The organism is Kribbella sp. NPDC049174 (assembly GCF_043197365.1).
GTDB lineage: Bacteria > Actinomycetota > Actinomycetes > Propionibacteriales > Kribbellaceae > Kribbella.
The window spans coordinates 379,865-398,395 of the sequence record NZ_JBICSZ010000001.1 but is presented as its reverse complement, the minus strand read 5'-3'; the positions used below and the strand labels follow the sequence as shown (position 1 = coordinate 398,395).

The 18,531-nt window shown below is 70.1% G+C and carries 8 protein-coding genes and 1 tRNA gene; 5 read left to right on the top strand and 4 right to left on the bottom strand.

The genetic code is table 11. The features are described from left to right. The first annotated feature begins 5 nt into the window (after window positions 1–5). Together ACGFIF_RS01880 and ACGFIF_RS01875 are read left to right on the top strand one after the other, a co-directional pair. Complete coding sequence (locus ACGFIF_RS01880; protein ID WP_393150345.1) at window positions 6–953, top strand: ROK family protein; 948 nt, start codon at window positions 6–8, stop codon at window positions 951–953. 394 nt (window positions 954–1,347) lie between these two features. Beyond that, a complete protein-coding gene (locus ACGFIF_RS01875) occupies window positions 1,348–1,893 on the top strand; it encodes a hypothetical protein (RefSeq protein WP_393150343.1) in 546 nt (181 codons plus the stop codon). A gap of 155 nt (window positions 1,894–2,048) precedes the next feature. Here ACGFIF_RS01875 and ACGFIF_RS01870 read toward each other — a convergent pair whose 3' ends face one another. The 4 genes from ACGFIF_RS01870 to ACGFIF_RS01855 all read right to left on the bottom strand — a co-directional run bounded on the left by ACGFIF_RS01870 (window position 2,049) and on the right by ACGFIF_RS01855 (window position 13,806). After that, on the bottom strand, window positions 2,049–12,353 hold the full coding sequence (locus ACGFIF_RS01870; protein WP_393150341.1) for an amino acid adenylation domain-containing protein: 10,305 nt from the start codon (window positions 12,351–12,353) through the stop codon (window positions 2,049–2,051). 441 nt (window positions 12,354–12,794) lie between these two features. Continuing rightward, window positions 12,795–12,866 (bottom strand) — tRNA-Val (locus ACGFIF_RS01865). 18 nt (window positions 12,867–12,884) lie between these two features. Then, window positions 12,885–13,352: a peroxiredoxin gene (locus ACGFIF_RS01860; protein ID WP_393150339.1), complete on the bottom strand. Its 468-nt coding sequence runs from the start codon at window positions 13,350–13,352 to the stop codon at window positions 12,885–12,887. A 7-nt stretch (window positions 13,353–13,359) separates the two neighbouring features. Continuing rightward, a complete protein-coding gene (locus ACGFIF_RS01855; RefSeq protein WP_393150337.1) occupies window positions 13,360–13,806 on the bottom strand; it encodes a DUF3052 domain-containing protein in 447 nt (148 codons plus the stop codon). A gap of 296 nt (window positions 13,807–14,102) precedes the next feature. Here ACGFIF_RS01855 and aceE point away from each other — a divergent pair, with 296 nt between their 5' ends. From aceE to ACGFIF_RS01840, 3 genes are all read left to right on the top strand, one after another. After that, the gene (gene aceE, locus ACGFIF_RS01850) at window positions 14,103–16,832 is read left to right on the top strand and encodes a pyruvate dehydrogenase (acetyl-transferring), homodimeric type (protein ID WP_393153611.1); all 2,730 of its coding nucleotides are present in this window, start codon (window positions 14,103–14,105) and stop codon (window positions 16,830–16,832) included. 270 nt (window positions 16,833–17,102) lie between these two features. Then, complete coding sequence (locus ACGFIF_RS01845; RefSeq protein ID WP_393150335.1) at window positions 17,103–17,408, top strand: hypothetical protein; 306 nt, start codon at window positions 17,103–17,105, stop codon at window positions 17,406–17,408. Then, on the top strand, window positions 17,405–18,505 hold the full coding sequence (locus ACGFIF_RS01840) for a flavin-containing monooxygenase (protein ID WP_393150333.1): 1,101 nt from the start codon (window positions 17,405–17,407) through the stop codon (window positions 18,503–18,505). Before ACGFIF_RS01845 ends, ACGFIF_RS01840 begins: the two co-directional genes overlap by 4 nt. The last annotated feature ends 26 nt before the right edge of the window (window positions 18,506–18,531 follow it).

Below are 18,531 nucleotides of genomic sequence, written 5' to 3'. Positions count from 1 at the left end.
GGACGATGAGCGACGATGCAGTGAGCACGCCTCGGATCGAGGCTGAGCAGAGGACGGTTCTCGGAATCGACATCGGCGGCACGAAGATGGCCGCCGCTCTCGTGTCCGCCGACGGCCGGATCCTGACCGGGGACCGGATCCTCACCCCGCCCGGCGACGCCGACCAGGTGTTCGCCGCGCTGGCCGAGCTGATCGACCGGGTCCGCGGCGACGCGACGCCGCTGGCGGTCGGGATCGGTTCGGCCGGGCCGCTGGACCAGACACACGGCCTGGTGTCGCCGGTGAACATCGGCGGCTGGCGGAACTTCCCGCTGGTCGACCGGGTCCGCGCGCTGGTCGGCGACGTACCGGTGACGCTCGGGGTGGACGGGCACTGCTTCGCGCTCGGCGAGTTCTGGACCGGGGCCGGGCGGGAGGTCGACACGCTGCTCGGCATCGTGGTGTCGACCGGGGTCGGCGGTGGACTGGTTGTCGACGGCAAGCCGCTGATCGGTCAGTCGGGGAACGCCGCGCACATCGGTCACGTGGTCGTGGACCTGGACGGCGAGGCGTGTGCCTGCGGGTCGTTCGGGTGCGTCGAGGCGTACGCGAGCGGGCCGCGGATGGTTGCCCGGGCCAAGCGTCGCGGCTGGCGAGCCGGCGAGCACGTGGACGCCGCCGTACTGGCCGCCGATGCGGCCGCCGGAGACGAGCTCGCGCTGGCGACCTTCGACGACGGAGCCCAGGCGCTCGCCGCCGGCATCGTCGCGACCGCGGTCACCGTCGACCTCACCACGGTGGTCATCGGCGGCGGGGTCTCCAAGGCCGGCCCGATCCTCTTCGACCCGGTCCAGGCCTGGGTCAAGCGCCTCGCCCAGCTCCCCTTCGTCACCGACCTCAGCGTCGAACCCGCCCAGCTCGACAACGCCGGCCTCCTCGGCGCCGCCCACCAGGCCTGGTCCACCCTCCGCTGACGCCACCCCCACCCCAGGACGCCGGGGTAAAGCGCTTCCACCACCTGATTCGCGCTCGGGTGATTCGTTCCTGCCCTCACGCACAGTTATCGCGTGCAGAAAAGGGTGTACCGAGCACCTTTGCGCAATTCTTACCCAATTGCCCAGAACCGTGTAACGACCGGCCCGTCGTACCCGATGCAACGGATGGATGGGGTGGGGGCACGTCATCCAAGGTCGGTCGAGGGGGGCTCGGACCGACGACACGGCCGGTCAGGGGGGCCTGGACCGACCAGAACGCGAGTGCGGCGGAGAGGAGACTCTCCGCCGCCATCGCGTGGCAGTGCGTCAGGTGAGGTAGCAACGTCCGCCAGCGTTGTCCGAGGCAACGCTCGACCCCAAGGGATCGGTCCTGATGGACGTCGCGGTACTCCTGCTCCTCGCTACCTTCATCACCGCGGTGGCTGTCGCGACCATCTCGCGTCACGAGGTGCTGCGTACCTCGGTACGACGGCCGCTGCTACTGAACGTCGCCGCCTCGTGCGGCGTTGCCGCCCTGCACGGTTGCCTGCGCGGACGAGCCCTCGCCGGCTCGGCTCCCGCCGCGACCACCGCAGGCGCGGCCGCGGCCTGCTCACCGGAGACCGGCACCGGTTCTCGCCCGGGTGCTCTCCTGGGCTCCGGCCCGGGTTCCGGTGGGCAGGTCGACGACGGGCGCGGGCTCCGGATGGGCGTGCTCGGCTGGACCGGACCGTTGATCGCGCTGGTCGTGGTCACGGCGGTCGTGGCGCTCGGGTCCGGATCCGCTGGGAACGGAACCGTCCCCGGCAGCGTCGGAACCACGGCCGGCAGTGCCGGGTCAGCGCTCGCGATCTACTCCCTGCTCGTCTGCGTGATCAGCGCCTCATCGCTGTTCCGCGGCAGACCTGCGAGGAGTGCGATCGATCCTCGGGAGGGATGAGGATCGACGCGGGTTCTGCACCGTGGACGGTGGGCCGGTGGCTGCGGGAGGGCTGCCACCGACACAACCCCCGTCCCCGGTGCAGAACCGACGTCCCGGCTTTCGACCGCGACGTACCAACTGCGGCTTGAGCCGACCGGGCGGCGACGTACCGGTTAAGGCTTGAGCCACTCGGGTTCGGGGAGGCGGCTGCGATCCAGCCGGCCGTTGTCGTCGAGCGGGAGTTCCTCGATCGGGATCAGGTCGGCCGGAACCAGGTAGATCGGCAGTTCCTTGCCCAAGTCAAGCATCAGCCGGGCCAGCACCGCGGGATCGCTGTCCTCCAGTACGACGTACCCGAGCAGGCACGTGTCACCGCCCGGATCCGCACACGCGACCACGACCGCGTCGACGACACCCGGCTGATCCGCCAGGACGTGCTCGGTCTCACCCGGCTCGACCCGGTGACCGCGGATCTTCACCTGGTCGTCCGCGCGACCGAGGTACTCCAGCGTCCCGTCCGCCCGCCAGCGACCGAGGTCGCGGCTGCGGTACAGCCGACCGCCCGGATGACCCGGGTCCGGCACGAACACGCGCTCGGTCTCCTCCGGCCGCCCGATGTAGCCCTGGGCAACGGCCGCACCGCCGAGGTGGATCTCCCCGACCGCACCGACCGGCACCGGCCGCAGCGCCGCGTCCAGCAGCCGTACGACGACGCCCTCGACCGGACGGCCGATCGACGGCCGGTCCTCGGCCGGGTCGACCTCGTGGATCGTGGTCACGATCGACGCCTCGGCCGGACCGTACTCGTTGAACAGCCGGCAGTCCGGATGAACGTCGAGGAAGTCGCGCACCTTGTGCGTCAGCACCATCGCCTCGCCGCCCGCGACGATCTCGCGCAGCGCGGGCAGTTCCGGCAGCCGGCGCATGGTCGCGAGCAACGCCGTCAACGGGCTGAATGCCATGAACAGCCGCTCGACCCGGTGGTCCCGCAGCGCCGCGATCACCGCGTCCGGGTCGTACCGGTCGTCCTCGCCGATCAGCACCAGCGGCGCACCCGACGCGAGCGCGGTGAACAACTCCTGCACGTGGACGTCGAAACCGAACGACGTCCACTGCAACGTCCGGAGCGAGCTCCGGGTCCGCAGGTAGTGCCGGATCAGGTTGACCGGCCCGCGGTGCGGAACCAGCACGCCCTTCGGGTTGCCGGTCGAGCCCGACGTATAGATGCAGTAGGCAACATCATCGGCCGCCGACCGCACCGGCGGCGGCTGCTGCGACCGCAGATCACCGTCCACTGCGGCGACCGGAACCAGCCGCAGCCCGAGCCGATCGGCCAGCGCCGCGTCGTCACCGACCAGCGCGACCGCGGACGCGTCCTCGACCATGAACGCCCAGCGCGACTCCGGTACGCCGGGATCCAGCGGCAGGTAGGCCGCGCCCGACTTCAGTACGGCGAGCACGGCGACGACAAGTTCGGTGCCTCGGGCAACACGCACGGCGACCAGTTGCCCGGGCTTCACGCCGAGGTCGACGAGTTGCCACGCGACCGCGTTGGATCGGCGATCGAGCTCGGCGTACGTCAACTCCCGCTCGCCCTGGATCAGCGCGATCGCGTCAGGGGTCCGGGCGACCTGCTGCTCGAAGAGTGTGTGCAGTCCGCTGAGCTCGCCGGCCACCACCGCGTTCCGCCGGACCCGGCCGATCAGACCGGCGGGGTCGATGTCGCCCTCGAGTTCACGCAACGTCTCGAGGTCGGACTCGATCGGCAGCATCAGGTCGGGCAGGCGCAAGTGCGGTTGGCTGGTCGCACGACGCAGTACCGCTTCCAGATAACCCAGCAGGCGATCGATGGTGCTCTGCGCGAACAGATCGGCGCGATAGTCCGCCGTACACGTGATGCCGGCGCCGTGGTGGGTGAGCCGCAGCCGCAGGTCGACGTGCGCGGGCAGCTCCTCCTCGCCTTCCTCGAACTCCACCAGCACGTGGAAGAGCGGGTCGCGCTCCAGTACAGCGAGATCGATGCCGGCGTGGTCGAACGCACCGGTCGTGACGTCGCGGACCCGATGTGCGATCTCCCCCAGATCAGGCTCACCGGACAGGTCGATCCGGATCGGCAACGCCCGCTGCGCCGTCGTGGAGGTGTCGCCCTTCGGCCGGATCAGCGCGGTACCGATGGTCACGTCGTCCTGCGCCGCGAACCGTCCGAGCACAGTCCCCACCGCGGCGAGCATCACCATCAGCGGGCTGACCTTGCGCTCCCGGCTGAACTCGAACACCGCGTCGCCGAGCTCACCCTCAAGCTCCTGCTTGACCGAGCCAACACCGGGCTCACCTGCCGGCCGATCGCCGGGCAGCACCAGGGGCTCCGCACCCGCCAAAGCCAAGTCCCAGTACTCGAAGTCCCGCCGCTGAAGCTCCCGGGCCTCGTGCAACGCTTCCGCGGCAGCATCATCCGGCACGACGCCCGCGGCAGCATGATCCGGTACGACGCTCGCAGCCGCCGCACCGTCGCCGGACGGCTCATCCTCGGCACCGGCGTCCCCCGCCTCCGCGGCGGCGTCCGGCTCTGAAGCCGCCTCGGTGGTGTCTGGGGTTTCGGGAGTGGGCTCAGCAAGGAGAGCCAACTGCTCCCGCATCAACTTCGTCACTCCGTCGACAAGCTGACCTGCAACGCGAAGCTGTTGAGACATGAGCGCAGCCATGCCAGACCCAGGAAGCTCAGCCTCACTGGTCGCCTCGGCCGCTTCGTCCACCTTCGCCGCCAACTCGGCGAGCCCCGAACCCAGCACCGCCAACGCCGCGCGCGGATCGCGCACGGGGGCTTCCTCGACCGAATCCTCAACAGCAGAAGGCGTCTCGGCAACTTCTTCGGGCGGACTTGGGAGTTCGATGCCCTCAGCAACTTCGGCAGCCTCGGCCGCGGGCTCCTCCGCCTTCGGAGCCTGGACAGCCACCGCGGTCGCAAGCTTGTGCGGCGTCGTGTGCGCGGTGAAGAGGTCCTCGGCGGTGAGGTTGACCTCGAAGCGCGTGTTGATCTCCTCGATCACCGGCGTCATCGAAGCAGGGTTCGCGCCGAGTTCCGCGAAGGTGTGGTCGACGGTGAGGTCGTACGGGTCGAGCGACAGCTTCTCGCAGGTCAGGTCGAGCACCGCATCCAGCGATTCCCGGTACCGCTCAGCCGAAACCTGATCGCCCGACAAGGAGCCCGCCTGGAGCAGGTAGTCCGCATCCACCTGGTGCGTCTCGGCCGGCAGCGCGAACGGCGACCGATCTCCAGCCTCTGGGTCATCGGACTTCCCGGTCTCGGCCGGATCCGGCTCGGTCGGCGAGTCCAGCGGGATCCTCTTCACCGCGGGGCCAGTACCGCTCACCGGCTCGAAGGCCGCGGTCTGCGCCCGGGCCGCCCGCTCGAACGCACTCGGCTGCGTCCGCGCACCCGACCGTCCTGCACTTGCCTCATCAGCAGCTGCGCCGGCAACCGTGGCCGAGGGGTCGATCGGGTGATGCACACGGCGGAATGGGTACGTCGGCAACGGCACGCGACCGCCATCGGCGTACACCTTCGACCAGGCGATCTCCGTGCCCTGCTCGTACAACTCAGCGAGGCCGTTCATCGTCGCCAGCACCGGGTCCTGCCCGAGTCGCTGCGCCGGAATCCACGTGCTGTTCGGCGCGATCCGGCGACCGGCCGGACTCAGTACGGCGTCCGGCCCAAGCTCCAGGAAACGCCGGCACCCAGCCGCCGTGACAGCCTCGACCGCATCGCCGAACAGCACCGGCTGCCGCAACTGCCCGACCAGGTAGTCGCCATCCAGCACGGTCCCCGACTCGAGCAGCTCGCCGGACCAGCTCGACACCATCGGCGTACGCAGCGGCTTCAGCGTGATCTCGCGGACGATCGCCGCGAAGTCCGCGAGGATCGGGTCCACCAGCGAACTGTGGAACGCCCGGTCGACATCCAGCCGCTGCCACGCGACCTCCAACCGGTCCAGCTGAGCGGCCAACTGCCCGACGATCACCTCGGACCCGGTCAGCACGAACGACTGCGGACCGTTGCCTGCGGCAATCTCCACACCCGGCGTCTGCGCCAGCTCGCGGACCCGATCAGCATCCGCCCGTACGGCGACCATCGCGCCGGGCACCGTGCCACGCTGCATCAGCTCGCCGCGCTTGGCCGTCAGCCGTACGCCGTCCTGGAGTGACAACGCACCGGCGACGCAGAGAGCGGCGTACTCCCCCACACTGTGTCCGACCACCAGTGCGGGCTGCACACCGAACGACTGCCACAACCGCGCCAACGCCAGCTCAAACGCGAAAAGAGCAGGCTGCGCGGTCTCCGTCGGCCAGACGCCCTCAGACGAACCAGCTGGGGTCAGCAACAGCTCGAGCAGGCTGCCACCGGTCTCCTCGGCGTACACGCGGTCGCACTCGTCCAGCACCGACCTGAACGCCGGGAAACGAGCTGCAAGCCCGGCAGCCATGCCACGACGTGCAGCGCCCTGTCCGGTGAACGCATAGCCCAGTGGGCCCGGTCCACCGCGTGGCACCTCAGCTGCCTGGGCTGTGCCGAGTGCGTCGACCAGCTCGGCCTCTGACGAGCCCGCGACCGCGATGCGGTGGCGGTACGCGGGTCGGCCGAGTGCCGCCGTACCAGCGAGGTCGATGAGGCGGTGGCCGGTGCCATGGCCGAGATCTGTGCGGTACAGCTCGACCAGGTCGGCCAGCGCGTCCAGGTCGGGTGCGGACAGCGGCAGCACGACCGGACCATCGTCGCCGCGGCGGATCTGCCGCGGCGCCTCTTCCAGGATCACCTGTGCATTGGTGCCGCCGGCATCGAGTGCGCTGACGGCGGCGCGCAACGTCGTACCGCCAGAACCGTCGGGCACTGTCCAGTCGCGGACCTCGGTGCCGATCACGAACGGGCTGCCGTCGAGCTCGAGCTGCGGGTTCGGCTCGGTGTAGTTGATCGTCGGGACCAGCGTCCGGTGCTGCAACATCAGGATGGTCTTGATCAGGCCGGCCATCCCCGCGGCGCTGTCGAGGTGGCCGAGGTTCGGCTTGACCGAGCCGATCGTGCAGAACCCGACCTTGTCCGTGTGCCGGCGCAGCGCGGTCGTCAGCGCGTTCACCTCGGCCGAGTCGGCGGTCGCACTGCCGATCGCGTTCGCCTCGATGTAGCTGAGGGAGTCGGCCGCGAACCCGGCGCGTTCGAGCGCCCGCTCGATCAGGTCGACCTGGTTGCCCGCGGGCGCGTCCTCGTTGCTGACCGCGGTGCCACGGATGACGGCGTACACGGTGTCGCCGTCGGCCACCGCCTGGTCGAGCCGCTTGAGCAGTACGGCCGCCACACCGTTGCCACCGACGGTGCCGTCGGCCCCGGCGTCGAACGCGCGGACCTGACCGCTCGGCGACAGGATCGACTCCGGCGCCGGGTGATAACCCGTTGCCTGAGGCACCTGTACGGCGGCCGCACCGGCGAGAGCGAGATCCGCATCGCCGGATCTGAGCGCCTGGCAGGCGAGATGCACCGCGACCAGCGAGGACGACCAGGCGGACTGCACACCGATCGCCGGGCCGGTCAGGCCGAGACGGTACGCGACCCGGGTGGCGATGGAGTCCCGCGACTGGTTCTGCTGGGTGTAGAGATTCATGCCGGAGCCGGCGAAGACACCGACGCGGCTGGTCGTCCCGGCATACCCGCCGTGCTCGAGCGCCTGGTAGCAGACCTCGAGGAACAACCGCTGCGCCGGATCCATCAACTCGGCCTCGCGATCCCCGAGCCCGAAGAACCGTGCGTCGAACGACTCCACATGATCAAGCGCACCATTCACGGCGACCAATTCGTCGTCAGGATGGCCCCCAGCCTGGCTCACCTCATCCGGGGTGTACCGGCGGATGCTCTCCACCCCACCCACCAGGTTGTCCCAGAACTGCTCCAACGTCTCCGCCCCCGGAAACCGCCCAGCCACCCCCACCACCGCCACCGGCCCAACCACAGCCGCCTTACCAACCGCCTTAGCTCCACCCCGCGCACCCTCAGCAGCCACAGCCCCGGCCTCGGATGTGCTCACAGACTCAGGTACCTGGGCAGCAACCTCGTCAGCGTCAGAAGCCCGTTCCTGCTCCGAGCCCGACCCGACCCCGGCAGCCCGCTCAGACTCGGCTTCCCCCGCGACAACTGCAGCCTCGGCAGCAGACTCCTCAGCGCCGGAAGTCACCTCCTGCTCGCCGGCCGGCTCAGACTCCGCGGCCTGCGCAACCTCCCCCGCGGGTACGACGCCCGCCTCAGGCTCACCCTCTACCGCGACGGACGCATCCTCAGCAGCAACCTCCTCGGCCCCAGGGGTTAGCTCCTGCTCCGAGGTCGCCTCAGGCTCAACAAGCCGAGCAACCTCCCCCTCCGACTCAGCACTCAACCCGGCAACCTGCTCGCCAGCCTGCTCGACATCGGCGGCCTGCACGCCCTCGGCCAGCTCGCCCCCGGCGGTCTGGTCGGACTCCTCGGCCTGAGCAGCCTCCTGCGCAGGTACGACGCCCGCCTCGGACTTGGCCTCTCCCGCGACGGATGCAGCCTCGGCGGTCTGCTCGGGCTCGACGGCCTGAGCAACCTCACCGGCGGGTTCGACGCCCTGCTCAGATCCGGCCTCGCCGGTAGCGGACTCGGCCCCGTCGGACTCGGGTTCGTCGGCTACCTCAGGCTCGGCGGCCAGCTCTGCCTCGGCGGTCACCTCAGGCTCGGGCTCTGCCTCTGGCTCGATGGGCTGCGCGACCGCAGCAGGCTCAGCGACCGGCTCGGTAGCGGCCTCGACCTCGGCGGCCGTATGAGGCCCGGAGGTGGCGGTGAGCTCCGAGGTGGGCTCGGCCTCTACGGCAGGCTCGGGCTCGTCGGCCTGAGCAACCTCACCGGCTGGTACGACGCCCTGCTCGGACCCGGCCTCGCCGGCAGCGGACTCGGCCCCGGCGACGGATTCGGCCCCGCCGGAGATGGACTCGGCCCCGGCGGCCTCGGATGCAGTCTCGGCGGCGACCTCAGACTCGGAAGTCAGCCCCGCACCGGCGGTGACGTTGGGCTCGGGGTCGGCTTGAGGCTCGACGGGCTGCGCGTCCTCCGCAGCAGGCTCAGCGAGCTGCTCGGTGGCGGCCTCGACCTCGGTGGCGGCGACCTCCAGTTCGGAAGTTGGCTCCGCCTGAGCGGTGATCTCGGGCTCGGGGTCGGCCTGGGGCTCGGCGGGCTGCGCGTCCTCCGCAGCAGGCTCAGCGACCTGCTCGGTGGCGGCCTCGACCTCCGTGGTGGGCTCAGGCTTGGGTTCCTGAGCAGCCGCTTGAGCAGGCTCGACGCCAGAGCCGGAGTCGGCCTCGCCGGTGTCGGATTCGGCTTCAGAGGTGGAGTCAGGCTCCGGGGTGGGCTCGGGCTCGGCGGACTCAGCAGCTTCGTCCGCGGGCTCGATGGTCGGATCGGGGACAGACTCGGAGCTGACGGAGACGGGCTCGACGTCGGTTGCGGGCTCCGGAGTCTGACCGGCTCGGGAGTCGCTCTCGGACTCGGTAACGCGAGCGGCTTCCTGCCCAGGCTCGGAGGTCGGCTCGGCGACCAGCTGGGTGGTGGATTCGGGCCCGGGCTCGATGGCCTGAGCAACCTCTTGGGTGGGCTCGACGCCCGGAGCGGCGGCTGGCTCAGCGGTGACGGAGTCGGAGGTCTCGTCGGGCTCGGTGCCCTGAGCAACCTGTTGTGACGGCTCGACAGTCGACGCTGCGGTGACTGAGTCCGCGGTCATGTCTGGTTCGGTGGCCTGTGCGTCCGCATGTGCGGACTCTTCGCTCGGTTCGGACGCCGGCTCGGCGGCGGGGTCGGCCGTCGGCTCGGGCTCGGAACTGAGTTCGGGCTCGGTGGTGGACTCTGGCTCGGGAGTCGGGTCGGACCCGTGCTCGGCGGCCTGGGCGGGCTCTTGCTCGGGCTGCTCACTCGACTCCCACCCGGACTTGGCCTCGGTTGTGGCGTCGGGCTCGGGGGTCGCCGCGGACTCCGCGTCGGAGGTGGGCTCGATCTCGGAGGTGGGCTCGATCTCGGAGGTTGGCTCCGACTCGGTGAGCGTCGAGGTGGGCTCGGGAGTCGGGGCGGGCTCGGAGGTGCTAGCGGGGTCGGTGAGGCGCGCGCCCTCTGCCTCGGCGACAGGAGGCGCTGGTGGCTCGGCGTCCGTCGTCGTCGGGGCGGGCTCGGAGGTATGAGCGGGGTCGGCGGGATGTGCGGCCTCTGCCTCGGCGACGGAGGCGGCGGTCGGCTCCGGCTCCGTCGCCGGCTCGGGCTCCGCAGGTGGCTCGGGGTGGGTGGTTGCCGGGGGTGTTTGGGCGTCGGTGTCCGGGGCGGTTGGGGACGGCGCGGGGGTAGTGGGCTCCGAAGCGGGACCCGTGATGCGTGGGAGGAGGGTGGTGGCTTCGGGGTCCGGGGGTGGCGGGGTGGGGTGGGGGGTGGAGGCTTTGTTGGTGAGGTCGGCCTCGGGGACCCGGGGGGCGCCCAGGGTGGGGCGTTCGGGTGGGGTGGGGATGGATTGCTGGAGGGTGCGTTTCCAGGCTAGGCGGACGACCGGGAGTTCCATCGTGCGTTCGCCGGCGTCTTCTTCGACCGAGATGAGGGTGTCGGCGGTGTCGGCGTACGGGCCTTCGCCGGCTGGGCCGGAGTAGGAGCTGGCGCCAGCTGGTTCGACGTACGGGCTGGCGGGGGTTTCGAGGGTGCCGTCGATCCAGCGTTGGCGCAGGAGCGGGCGGAGGATCTTGCCGCCGGGGGTGGTCGGGAAGTCGCGTCGCTGGACGCCGATGACCTCTGCCTCGAGGCCGAGCCGGCCTTGGATCAGGCTGCGGATCGCCTGGTCCATCCCGGGGATCGACTCGGGGGTGAGCGCGTAGAACACGACCAGCCGCTCGGTCCCGGTGTCGGCGTCGGCGATCCCGCAGGCCGCGATCAGGCCGTGTTCGGCGCCGACGACCGACGAGGCGACCGTCTCGATGTCGTGGGCGTAGTACAGCTTCCCGGACATGATGATGCGTTCGCTGTCCCGGCCGGTGATGACCACCTGCCCGCCGGTGATGAAGCCCTGGTCACCGGTCGCGAGCCACTTGCGGGCCGGCCAGTTGCCGATCGGGAACGCGGACCGGTCCGCCTCCAGGTTGCCCAGGTAGCCAGGTGTCACCCGAGCGGACGCGACCTGCAGATGCCCGATCCGTCCCTCCGGCAGGACCGCTCCGTTGGGCGCGACGATCCGTACGGTCGTCCCCGGCGCCGGCGCACCCACCGACACCAGGCTGAGCACGCCCGGCGCCTCGGCCCGGGCCTTACCTGGTCGCGCGACCGCGACCTTGCCGCTCGAGGGGCGCTGGTCGACCCACTCGATGATTCCGGTCGGTGGGATGCGGACGCGGTGCACGTTCGGCGTCAGGCCGGGCCGCGCGAACGTGATCCCGGTGACGGTCTCGGTCATCCCCCAGGCCGCGACGAAGGTCTCGGGTACGACGCCGAAGCGATTCGTCAGCCGGAGGAACTCCGACATCACCGGCACGGTGATTTGCTCACCACCGCTGACGAGACTGCGTAGCGCGGACAGGTCCCAGTGCCGGTCGGGCTCACCCGCGATGGCCTGGGTGGCGAGGCGGTAGCCGAAGTTCGGGGACCAGGAGTGGTTGACGCGGTGCTGGTCCATCAGGTCGAGCCAGCGCAGCGGGTTGGCCAGCACCCAGTTGGTGTTCACGTGGATGTTCGTGCAGCCGGTGAACACGGGCAGGAGGTGGTAGAGCAGGAACGCACCGCTCTGGTCCAGCGGCAGCCAGTTCAGGGTCGTCTGTCCCGGCCGGACCGGCAGCATGGCCGGCGTACCGGCCGCGAACTCGACCAGGCCGCGATGGGTCAGCTGCACGATCTTCGGCGTACCGGTGCTGGTCCCCGACGACATCATCAGTACGGCGACATCGTCGGCGGCCGGACGGTGGAACTCCGAGGTCGGCTCGTGGCCGGCCAGCGCGTCCGGGTCGAGGACGGGCAGGCCGAGGTCGTTCGGCAGGTCCGACGGGCGGCCGATCAGGACGGTCCAGCCGAGCAGGTCGGTCACCTTGCGGAGCCGCTCGCGGCCTTCCTCGGTCCGGTCGCCGTCGGCGCTCGGCGCCATCAGCAGCGGGCGGATGCCGCCCAGCGTGCAGGCCCAGAACGAGGCGAAGAAACCGACCGGTTCGGTGCAGTGCACGACCGCGGGATCGCCGGCCCGTACGCCGTTCGCCCGCAGCCCGGCCAGGATGCGCGCGGCCAGTTCGAGCAGGGTCGGGAAGTCGAGTTTGGTCTCGCGGCCGTCCGGCCCGATCTCGACCACGCCGGCGCCGCCGAAGTCGCGGGCGGCCCGCAGCAACGCGCTCGGCAGATCGCGCGGGTACCCGGCCGGAATCATCAGGGCCGGTCCGGTGCTGATCGCCGGCCGGTCCACACCGCTCCTCAGCACGCCGATGCCACCACCGGGAGGAGGGCGGGTACGGCGTCGAGCGGGAGCGCAGGCCGACATGTCACCGGGACAACGGTGGCCGGTTGGCGACCCACGGACACGCGCCTCCCCAACTGGACGGAGCCGGGCTCAGGGCAGACCCGTCTCGCTCTCACCGACAGAAAGCCCCGTATTTCGCCTGCCGGAACGATGCCGTGACCGAGTGTTCCCGGTGTGTCATCGCGCCGACCGACAGCCGTGAACCCTACCAGCCGCGACCCGCCCTGGAGGAGTCCGATCTCGGCAGCCGACGGTTAAGAATTCGCGGGCCCGCCGCCACCCAGCACAACGAGCGTCCCGGCCACCGGGTACGCCGTCCGCCGACACCGTCCGATCACCGGTCACACCCCGGAAGACACGAAGAGCGAGGCCTGCGCGCGCAGGCCTCGCTCATTTCGATCGTGGGCGAAGAGGGGATCGAACCCCCGACATCTTCCTTGTAAGGGAAGCGCTCTACCGCTGAGCTATTCGCCCTCGCATCGACCGCGCAGTCTACCCGAGATCCGGAGTCAGACTGGCCAGGGCCGCGGCGTAGTCGTCCGGGTTGCGGGCCTCCGGGATCGGGTTGACCACGGACCACCGGATCACGCCGGTGCGGTCGACCACGAAGGTGCCGCGGACCGCACAGCCGCGGTCGGGGTCGAAGACGCCGTACGACGACGCGATCGCGCCGTGCGGCCAGAAGTCGGTGAGCAGACCGAACTCGAGTTTCTGGGCGTCCGCGTACGCCCGCAGCGTGAACATCGGATCACACGAGATCGCCAGGAACTCCGCCGCCGCGAGCAGATCGGGCCGGTCCCGCAGCGTGGTGAGCTCACTCGTGCACACCCCGCTGAAGGCGTACGGGTAGAAGACCAGCACGACGTCCCGGCGGCCGTGGAAATCGCTCAGCCGCACCTGTTCGCCGTACTGGTTCCGGGCGGTGAAGTCCGGTGCCCGGCTGCCGACGGCAGGGGTCACCGGACGGTCAGCCCCGGCCGCGCGCCGACTTGGGCACCACCAGCTTGGTGGCCGACCAGTCGTCGGTCACGGTCAGGCTGCTCGTCGTCGCGAGACCGGCCGTCGGCGCGGCCTCGGCGATGTCGCTGGCGTCGACGTACCCGTCGCGGCCGACCTTCGGGGTCAGCAGCCACACCACGCCGCCGGCCTTCAGGTCGGTCAGGATGTCGAAGAAGGCGTCGACCAGGTCGCCGTCGTCCTCCCGGAACCAGAGCAGCACGACGTCTACGACCTCGTCGGTGTCCTCGTCGACGAACTCCTCTCCGGTGATCTGCCGGATCGCGTCGCGGAACTCGTCGTCGCAGTCGTCGTCGTACCCGATCTCCTGCACGATCCAGCCGGTCTCCAGGCCGAGCCGGGAAGCCATGGTCGGCCCCCCGCTCTTGCCGTCCGCGTGGTCCGCGGTCGCGCTCACGTGTCCTCCTCCGTGGTCCCCGCTTGCCCGGGGGTAGGCGTCAGTAGCGATAGTCCATCGTGGCCTACCGCGTCGCGCAAGTATGCACGAAGGTTCCGTGACGTGTCCGGTATCCGCGGGGCGGGCACCGTCCGTGTCCGGTGGGAACACGCCGGAACGACGAGAATCGGGCCCCTGTGGAAGGCGAAGTAGAACGCATTCCGAACAGGTGACAGGATTGCGGTGAAGACAACCAGAGAGAACGGCAGGACACCGTGGCTTCCGGACACGAACCACCAGCCATCATCACCGAGGGGATGCCCACCCAGCTCCCCGACATCGACCCCGACGAGACACGGGAGTGGGTCGAATCGCTCGACGCGGTCCTGGACGAACGGGGCAAGGCGCGAGCGCGCTACCTGATGCTCAAGCTGATCGAGCGAGCCCGGGAGCGACAGGTCGGGGTGCCCGCGCTGCGGAGCACCGACTACATCAACTCGATCCCGCCCGAGCGGGAGCCGTGGTTCCCCGGCGACGAGCACATCGAGCGACGGATCCGCGCCTTCATCCGGTGGAACGCCGCGGTGATGGTGAGCAAGGCCAACCGCAAGGGCCTCGAGGTCGGCGGCCACATCGCCACCTACCAGTCCGCGGCCAGCCTGTACGAGGTCGGCTTCAACCACTTCTTCCGCGGCAAGGACCACCCCGGCGGCGGCGACCAGGTCTTCATCCAGGGCCACGCCTCCCCCGGGATGTACGCCCGCGCCTTCCTCGAGGGCCGGCTGTCGTCGGACCAGCTGGACGGCTTCCGCCAGGAGGTCTCCCGCGGTCCGCACAACGGACTGTCGTCGTACCCTCACCCTCGGTTGATGCCGGACTTCTGGGAGTTCCCGACCGTCTCGATGGGTCTGGCCGCGCTGAACTCGATCTACCAGGCCCGGTTCAACCGGTACCTGCACCACCGCGGCATCAAGGACACCAGCCAGCAGCACGTCTGGGCGTTCCTCGGTGACGGCGAGATGGGTGAGCCGGAGTCGCTCGGCGCGATCGGCCTGGCCGCCCGCGAGGAGCTGGACAACCTCACCTTCGTGATCAACTGCAACCTGCAGCAGCTGGACGGCCCGGTCCGCGGCAACGGCAAGGTGATCCAGGAGCTGGAGGCGTTCTTCCGCGGCGCCGGCTGGAACGTGATCAAGGTGATCTGGGGCCGGGAGTGGGACAGCCTGCTGGCGCAGGACCACGACGGCGCGCTGGTGAACAAGATGAACACCACCCCGGACGGCCAGTTCCAGACCTACTCCGTCGAGTCCGGCGAGTACATCCGGAACAACTTCTTCGGCGGTGACCAGCGGCTGCAGGCGATGGTCCGCAACCTGTCCGACGAGGACCTGCGCAAGCTGCCCCGCGGCGGTCACGACTACCGCAAGGTGTACGCCGCGTTCAAGAGCGCGACCGAGCACGTCGGCCAGCCGACGGTGATCCTGGCCCAGACCATCAAGGGCTGGACGATCGAGGCGCTGGAGGGCCGCAACGCGACCCACCAGATGAAGAAGCTGACCTCGGACGACCTGAAGGCGTTCCGCGACCGGCTCTACCTGCCGATCGAGGACAAGGACCTCGAGGACGCGTACAACCCGCCGTACTTCCACCCCGGCACCGACTCGCCGGAGTACCAGTACATGATGGAGCGGCGCAAGCAGCTCGGCGGCTCCCTGCCGGAGCGCCGGGTCGCGCCGAAGACCACGCTGAAACTGCCCGGCGACGACGTCTACAAGCCGCTGAGCAAGGGCAACAACTCGCCGGTGGCGACCACGATGGCGCTGGTTCGACTGTTCCGCGACCTGATGAAGGACCCGGAGATCGGCCACCGGATCGTCCCGATCGCCCCGGACGAGTACCGCACCTTCGGCATGGACTCGATGTTCCCGACGGCCAAGATCTACTCGCCGCACGGCCAGCAGTACGAGGCGGTCGACCGCAACCTGCTGCTGTCGTACAAGGAGTCCGAGCAGGGTCAGCTGCTGCACGAGGGCATCAGCGAGGCCGGCGCGATGGGCTCGATGATCGCGGCCGGTACGGCGTACGCGACGCATGGCGAGCCGATGATCCCGTTCTACATCTTCTACTCGATGTTCGGGTTCCAGCGGACCGGTGACTCGCTCTGGGCGTTCGGCGACCAGCTCGGCCGGGGCTTCCTGATCGGCGCGACGGCCGGCCGGACCACCCTGACCGGTGAGGGTCTTCAGCACGCCGACGGTCACTCGCCGCTGCTCGCCTCGAGCAACCCGGCCGCGGTGCACTACGACCCGGGCTTCGCCTACGAGGTCGCGCACATCGTCAAGGACGGCCTGCGCCGGATGTACGGCTACGGCCTGGACAAGGACACGCCGTTCGGTGAGGACGTGTTCTACTACCTGACCGTCTACAACGAGCCCGTTCCGCAGCCCGCCGAGCCGGAGAACCTCGATGTCGAGGGGCTGCTGAAGGGGATCTACCGGTTCAGCGAGTACGAGACGGCCGAGGGCGACGACGTACCGCGGGTGCAGCTGCTCGCGTCCGGTGTCGCGCTGCCGTGGGTCCGCAAGGCCCAGCAGATCCTGGCCGAGGAGTACTCGGTGGCCGCCGACATCTGGTCGGTGACCTCGTGGAACGAACTGCGCCGGGACGCGATCGCGGCCGAGGAGCACAACCTGCTGCACCCGGACGAGCCGGAGCAGGTGCCGTTCGTGACCGAGCAGCTGAAGGACACCAAGGGCCCGGTCGTCGCGGTCAGCGACTTCATGCGGTCGGTCCAGGACCAGATCTCCCGCTGGGTGCCGAACGACTACACCTCGCTCGGGACCGACGGCTGGGGCCTGGCCGACACCCGGGCCGCGGCCCGGCGGCACTTCCACGTGGACGCCGAGTCGGTCGTCGTCGCCACGCTGGAGATCCTGGCCAAGCGCGGTGACGTCAAGCCGGAGGTCGCCGCCGAGGCGGCCCGCAAGTACCGCATCGACGACCCGACCGCGGTCGCCGGGGTGAAGCAGGAGGGCGCAGGCGCCTGACGCCGACGCGAAGCAGGAGGATGCCGGCACCTGACGCCGGCGTGAAGCAGGAGGATGCCGGCGCCTGACGCCGGCATCCGCGGAGCAGCCGCTCGCCGCTGACGGCGAGCGGCTGTTGCACGTCCGCACCCCTGTCTCGTCCGGCCCGTACCCCGTCGCCCTGGACCGGCCGGCACACTGCCCTACGACAAACGTCGTAGGGAGCGCCCCGCGCAGGTTGCGCATTCCGTCCGACGCGCCGGGCAGGCCCCGGTCCCTACCGTCAGTGACATGACTGGCGCAAGCGTTGCTCTTCTCGCGGGGACGGTGTCCACCCTCCTCTTCGCGTCGAGCGCGCTGCCGATGGTGATCAAGGCGATCCGGACCCGCGACCTCAAGTCGTACAGCCCGGCGAACCTGGTGCTCGCGAACGTCGGCAACGCCGTCCACTGCATCTACGTGGTGCACCTGCCGCCGGGACCGATCTGGGCCCTGCACGGCTTCTACGTCGTGACGTCCGCGCTGATGCTGCTGTGGTGGTTGCGCTACCACACCGCCGCGCGTTGCGTCGCCACTGACGGGCGGAGGCTCGCATGAACACCGAAAGTATCGAGACCGTCATCATCGGTGCCGGCCAGGCCGGGCTGTCCACCGGCTACCACCTGCGCAAGCGCGGTCGGCCGTTCCTGATCCTGGACGGCAATGTCCGGATCGGCGACCAGTGGCGGGCGCAGTGGGACACGCTGCGGCTCTACACACCGATCAAGTACGACGGCCTGCCCGGGCTGCCGTTCCCGGGCGACCGCTGGGACTACCCGACGAAGGACGAGGTCGCCGACTACCTCACGGCGTACGTGGATCGCTTCGATCTCCCGGTTCGGAGCAGCACCCGGGTCGAGAGGCTCGAGTCGTCCGACGGCCGGTACATCGTGACCACGGGCACGGGGACCATCCACGCCGACAACGTCGTGGTTGCCACCGGCACCTTCGGCAAGACGCCGTACCTACCGGACTTCGCGGTCGACCTCGACCCGGCGATCCGGCAACTGCACTCGAGCGAGTACCGCCGGCCCGAGCAACTGAAGGACGGGCCGGTGCTGGTCGTCGGCGGCTCGCACTCGGGCACGGACATCGCGTACGAGGTCGCCACCAGCCACCCGACCATCTTGTGCGGACGCGATCCCGGCCAGATCCCGGTGCGGCTGGGCACCCCCGGGGCGCGCGTCTTCTTCCCGGTCTTCCTGTTCTTCGGCAAGCACCTGGTCACCCGGCGGACCCCGATCGGGCGGAAGGCGATGGAGGAGATCCGGTTCCACGGCGGCCCGATGCTCCGGGTCAAGCGCGAGGACCTGCTCGAGCGAGGGGTCGAGCGGGTCCTCGACCGGGTCACCGGTGTCCGCGACGGGCGGCCGGTGCTCGGCGACGACCGGGTGCTGGACGTGGCGAACGTGGTGTGGGCGACCGGCTTCAAGCAGGTCTTCGACTGGATCCGGCTGCCGGTGTTCGGTCCGGACGGCTGGCCGTCGGAGCTGCGGGGCGTGGTCCCGGACGCGCCGGGGCTGTTCTTCTGCGGGCTGTCCTTCCAGTTCGCCTTCAGTTCGATGGTCCTGCCGGGCGTGGGCCGGGACGCCGCGTACGTCGCGAAGCGCATCGCGGCCCGAACCGGTGCCGGCCGGAGTCTTGCCGCTGCGTGACGGAGCGCGCATTCTCGCGAGTAGGG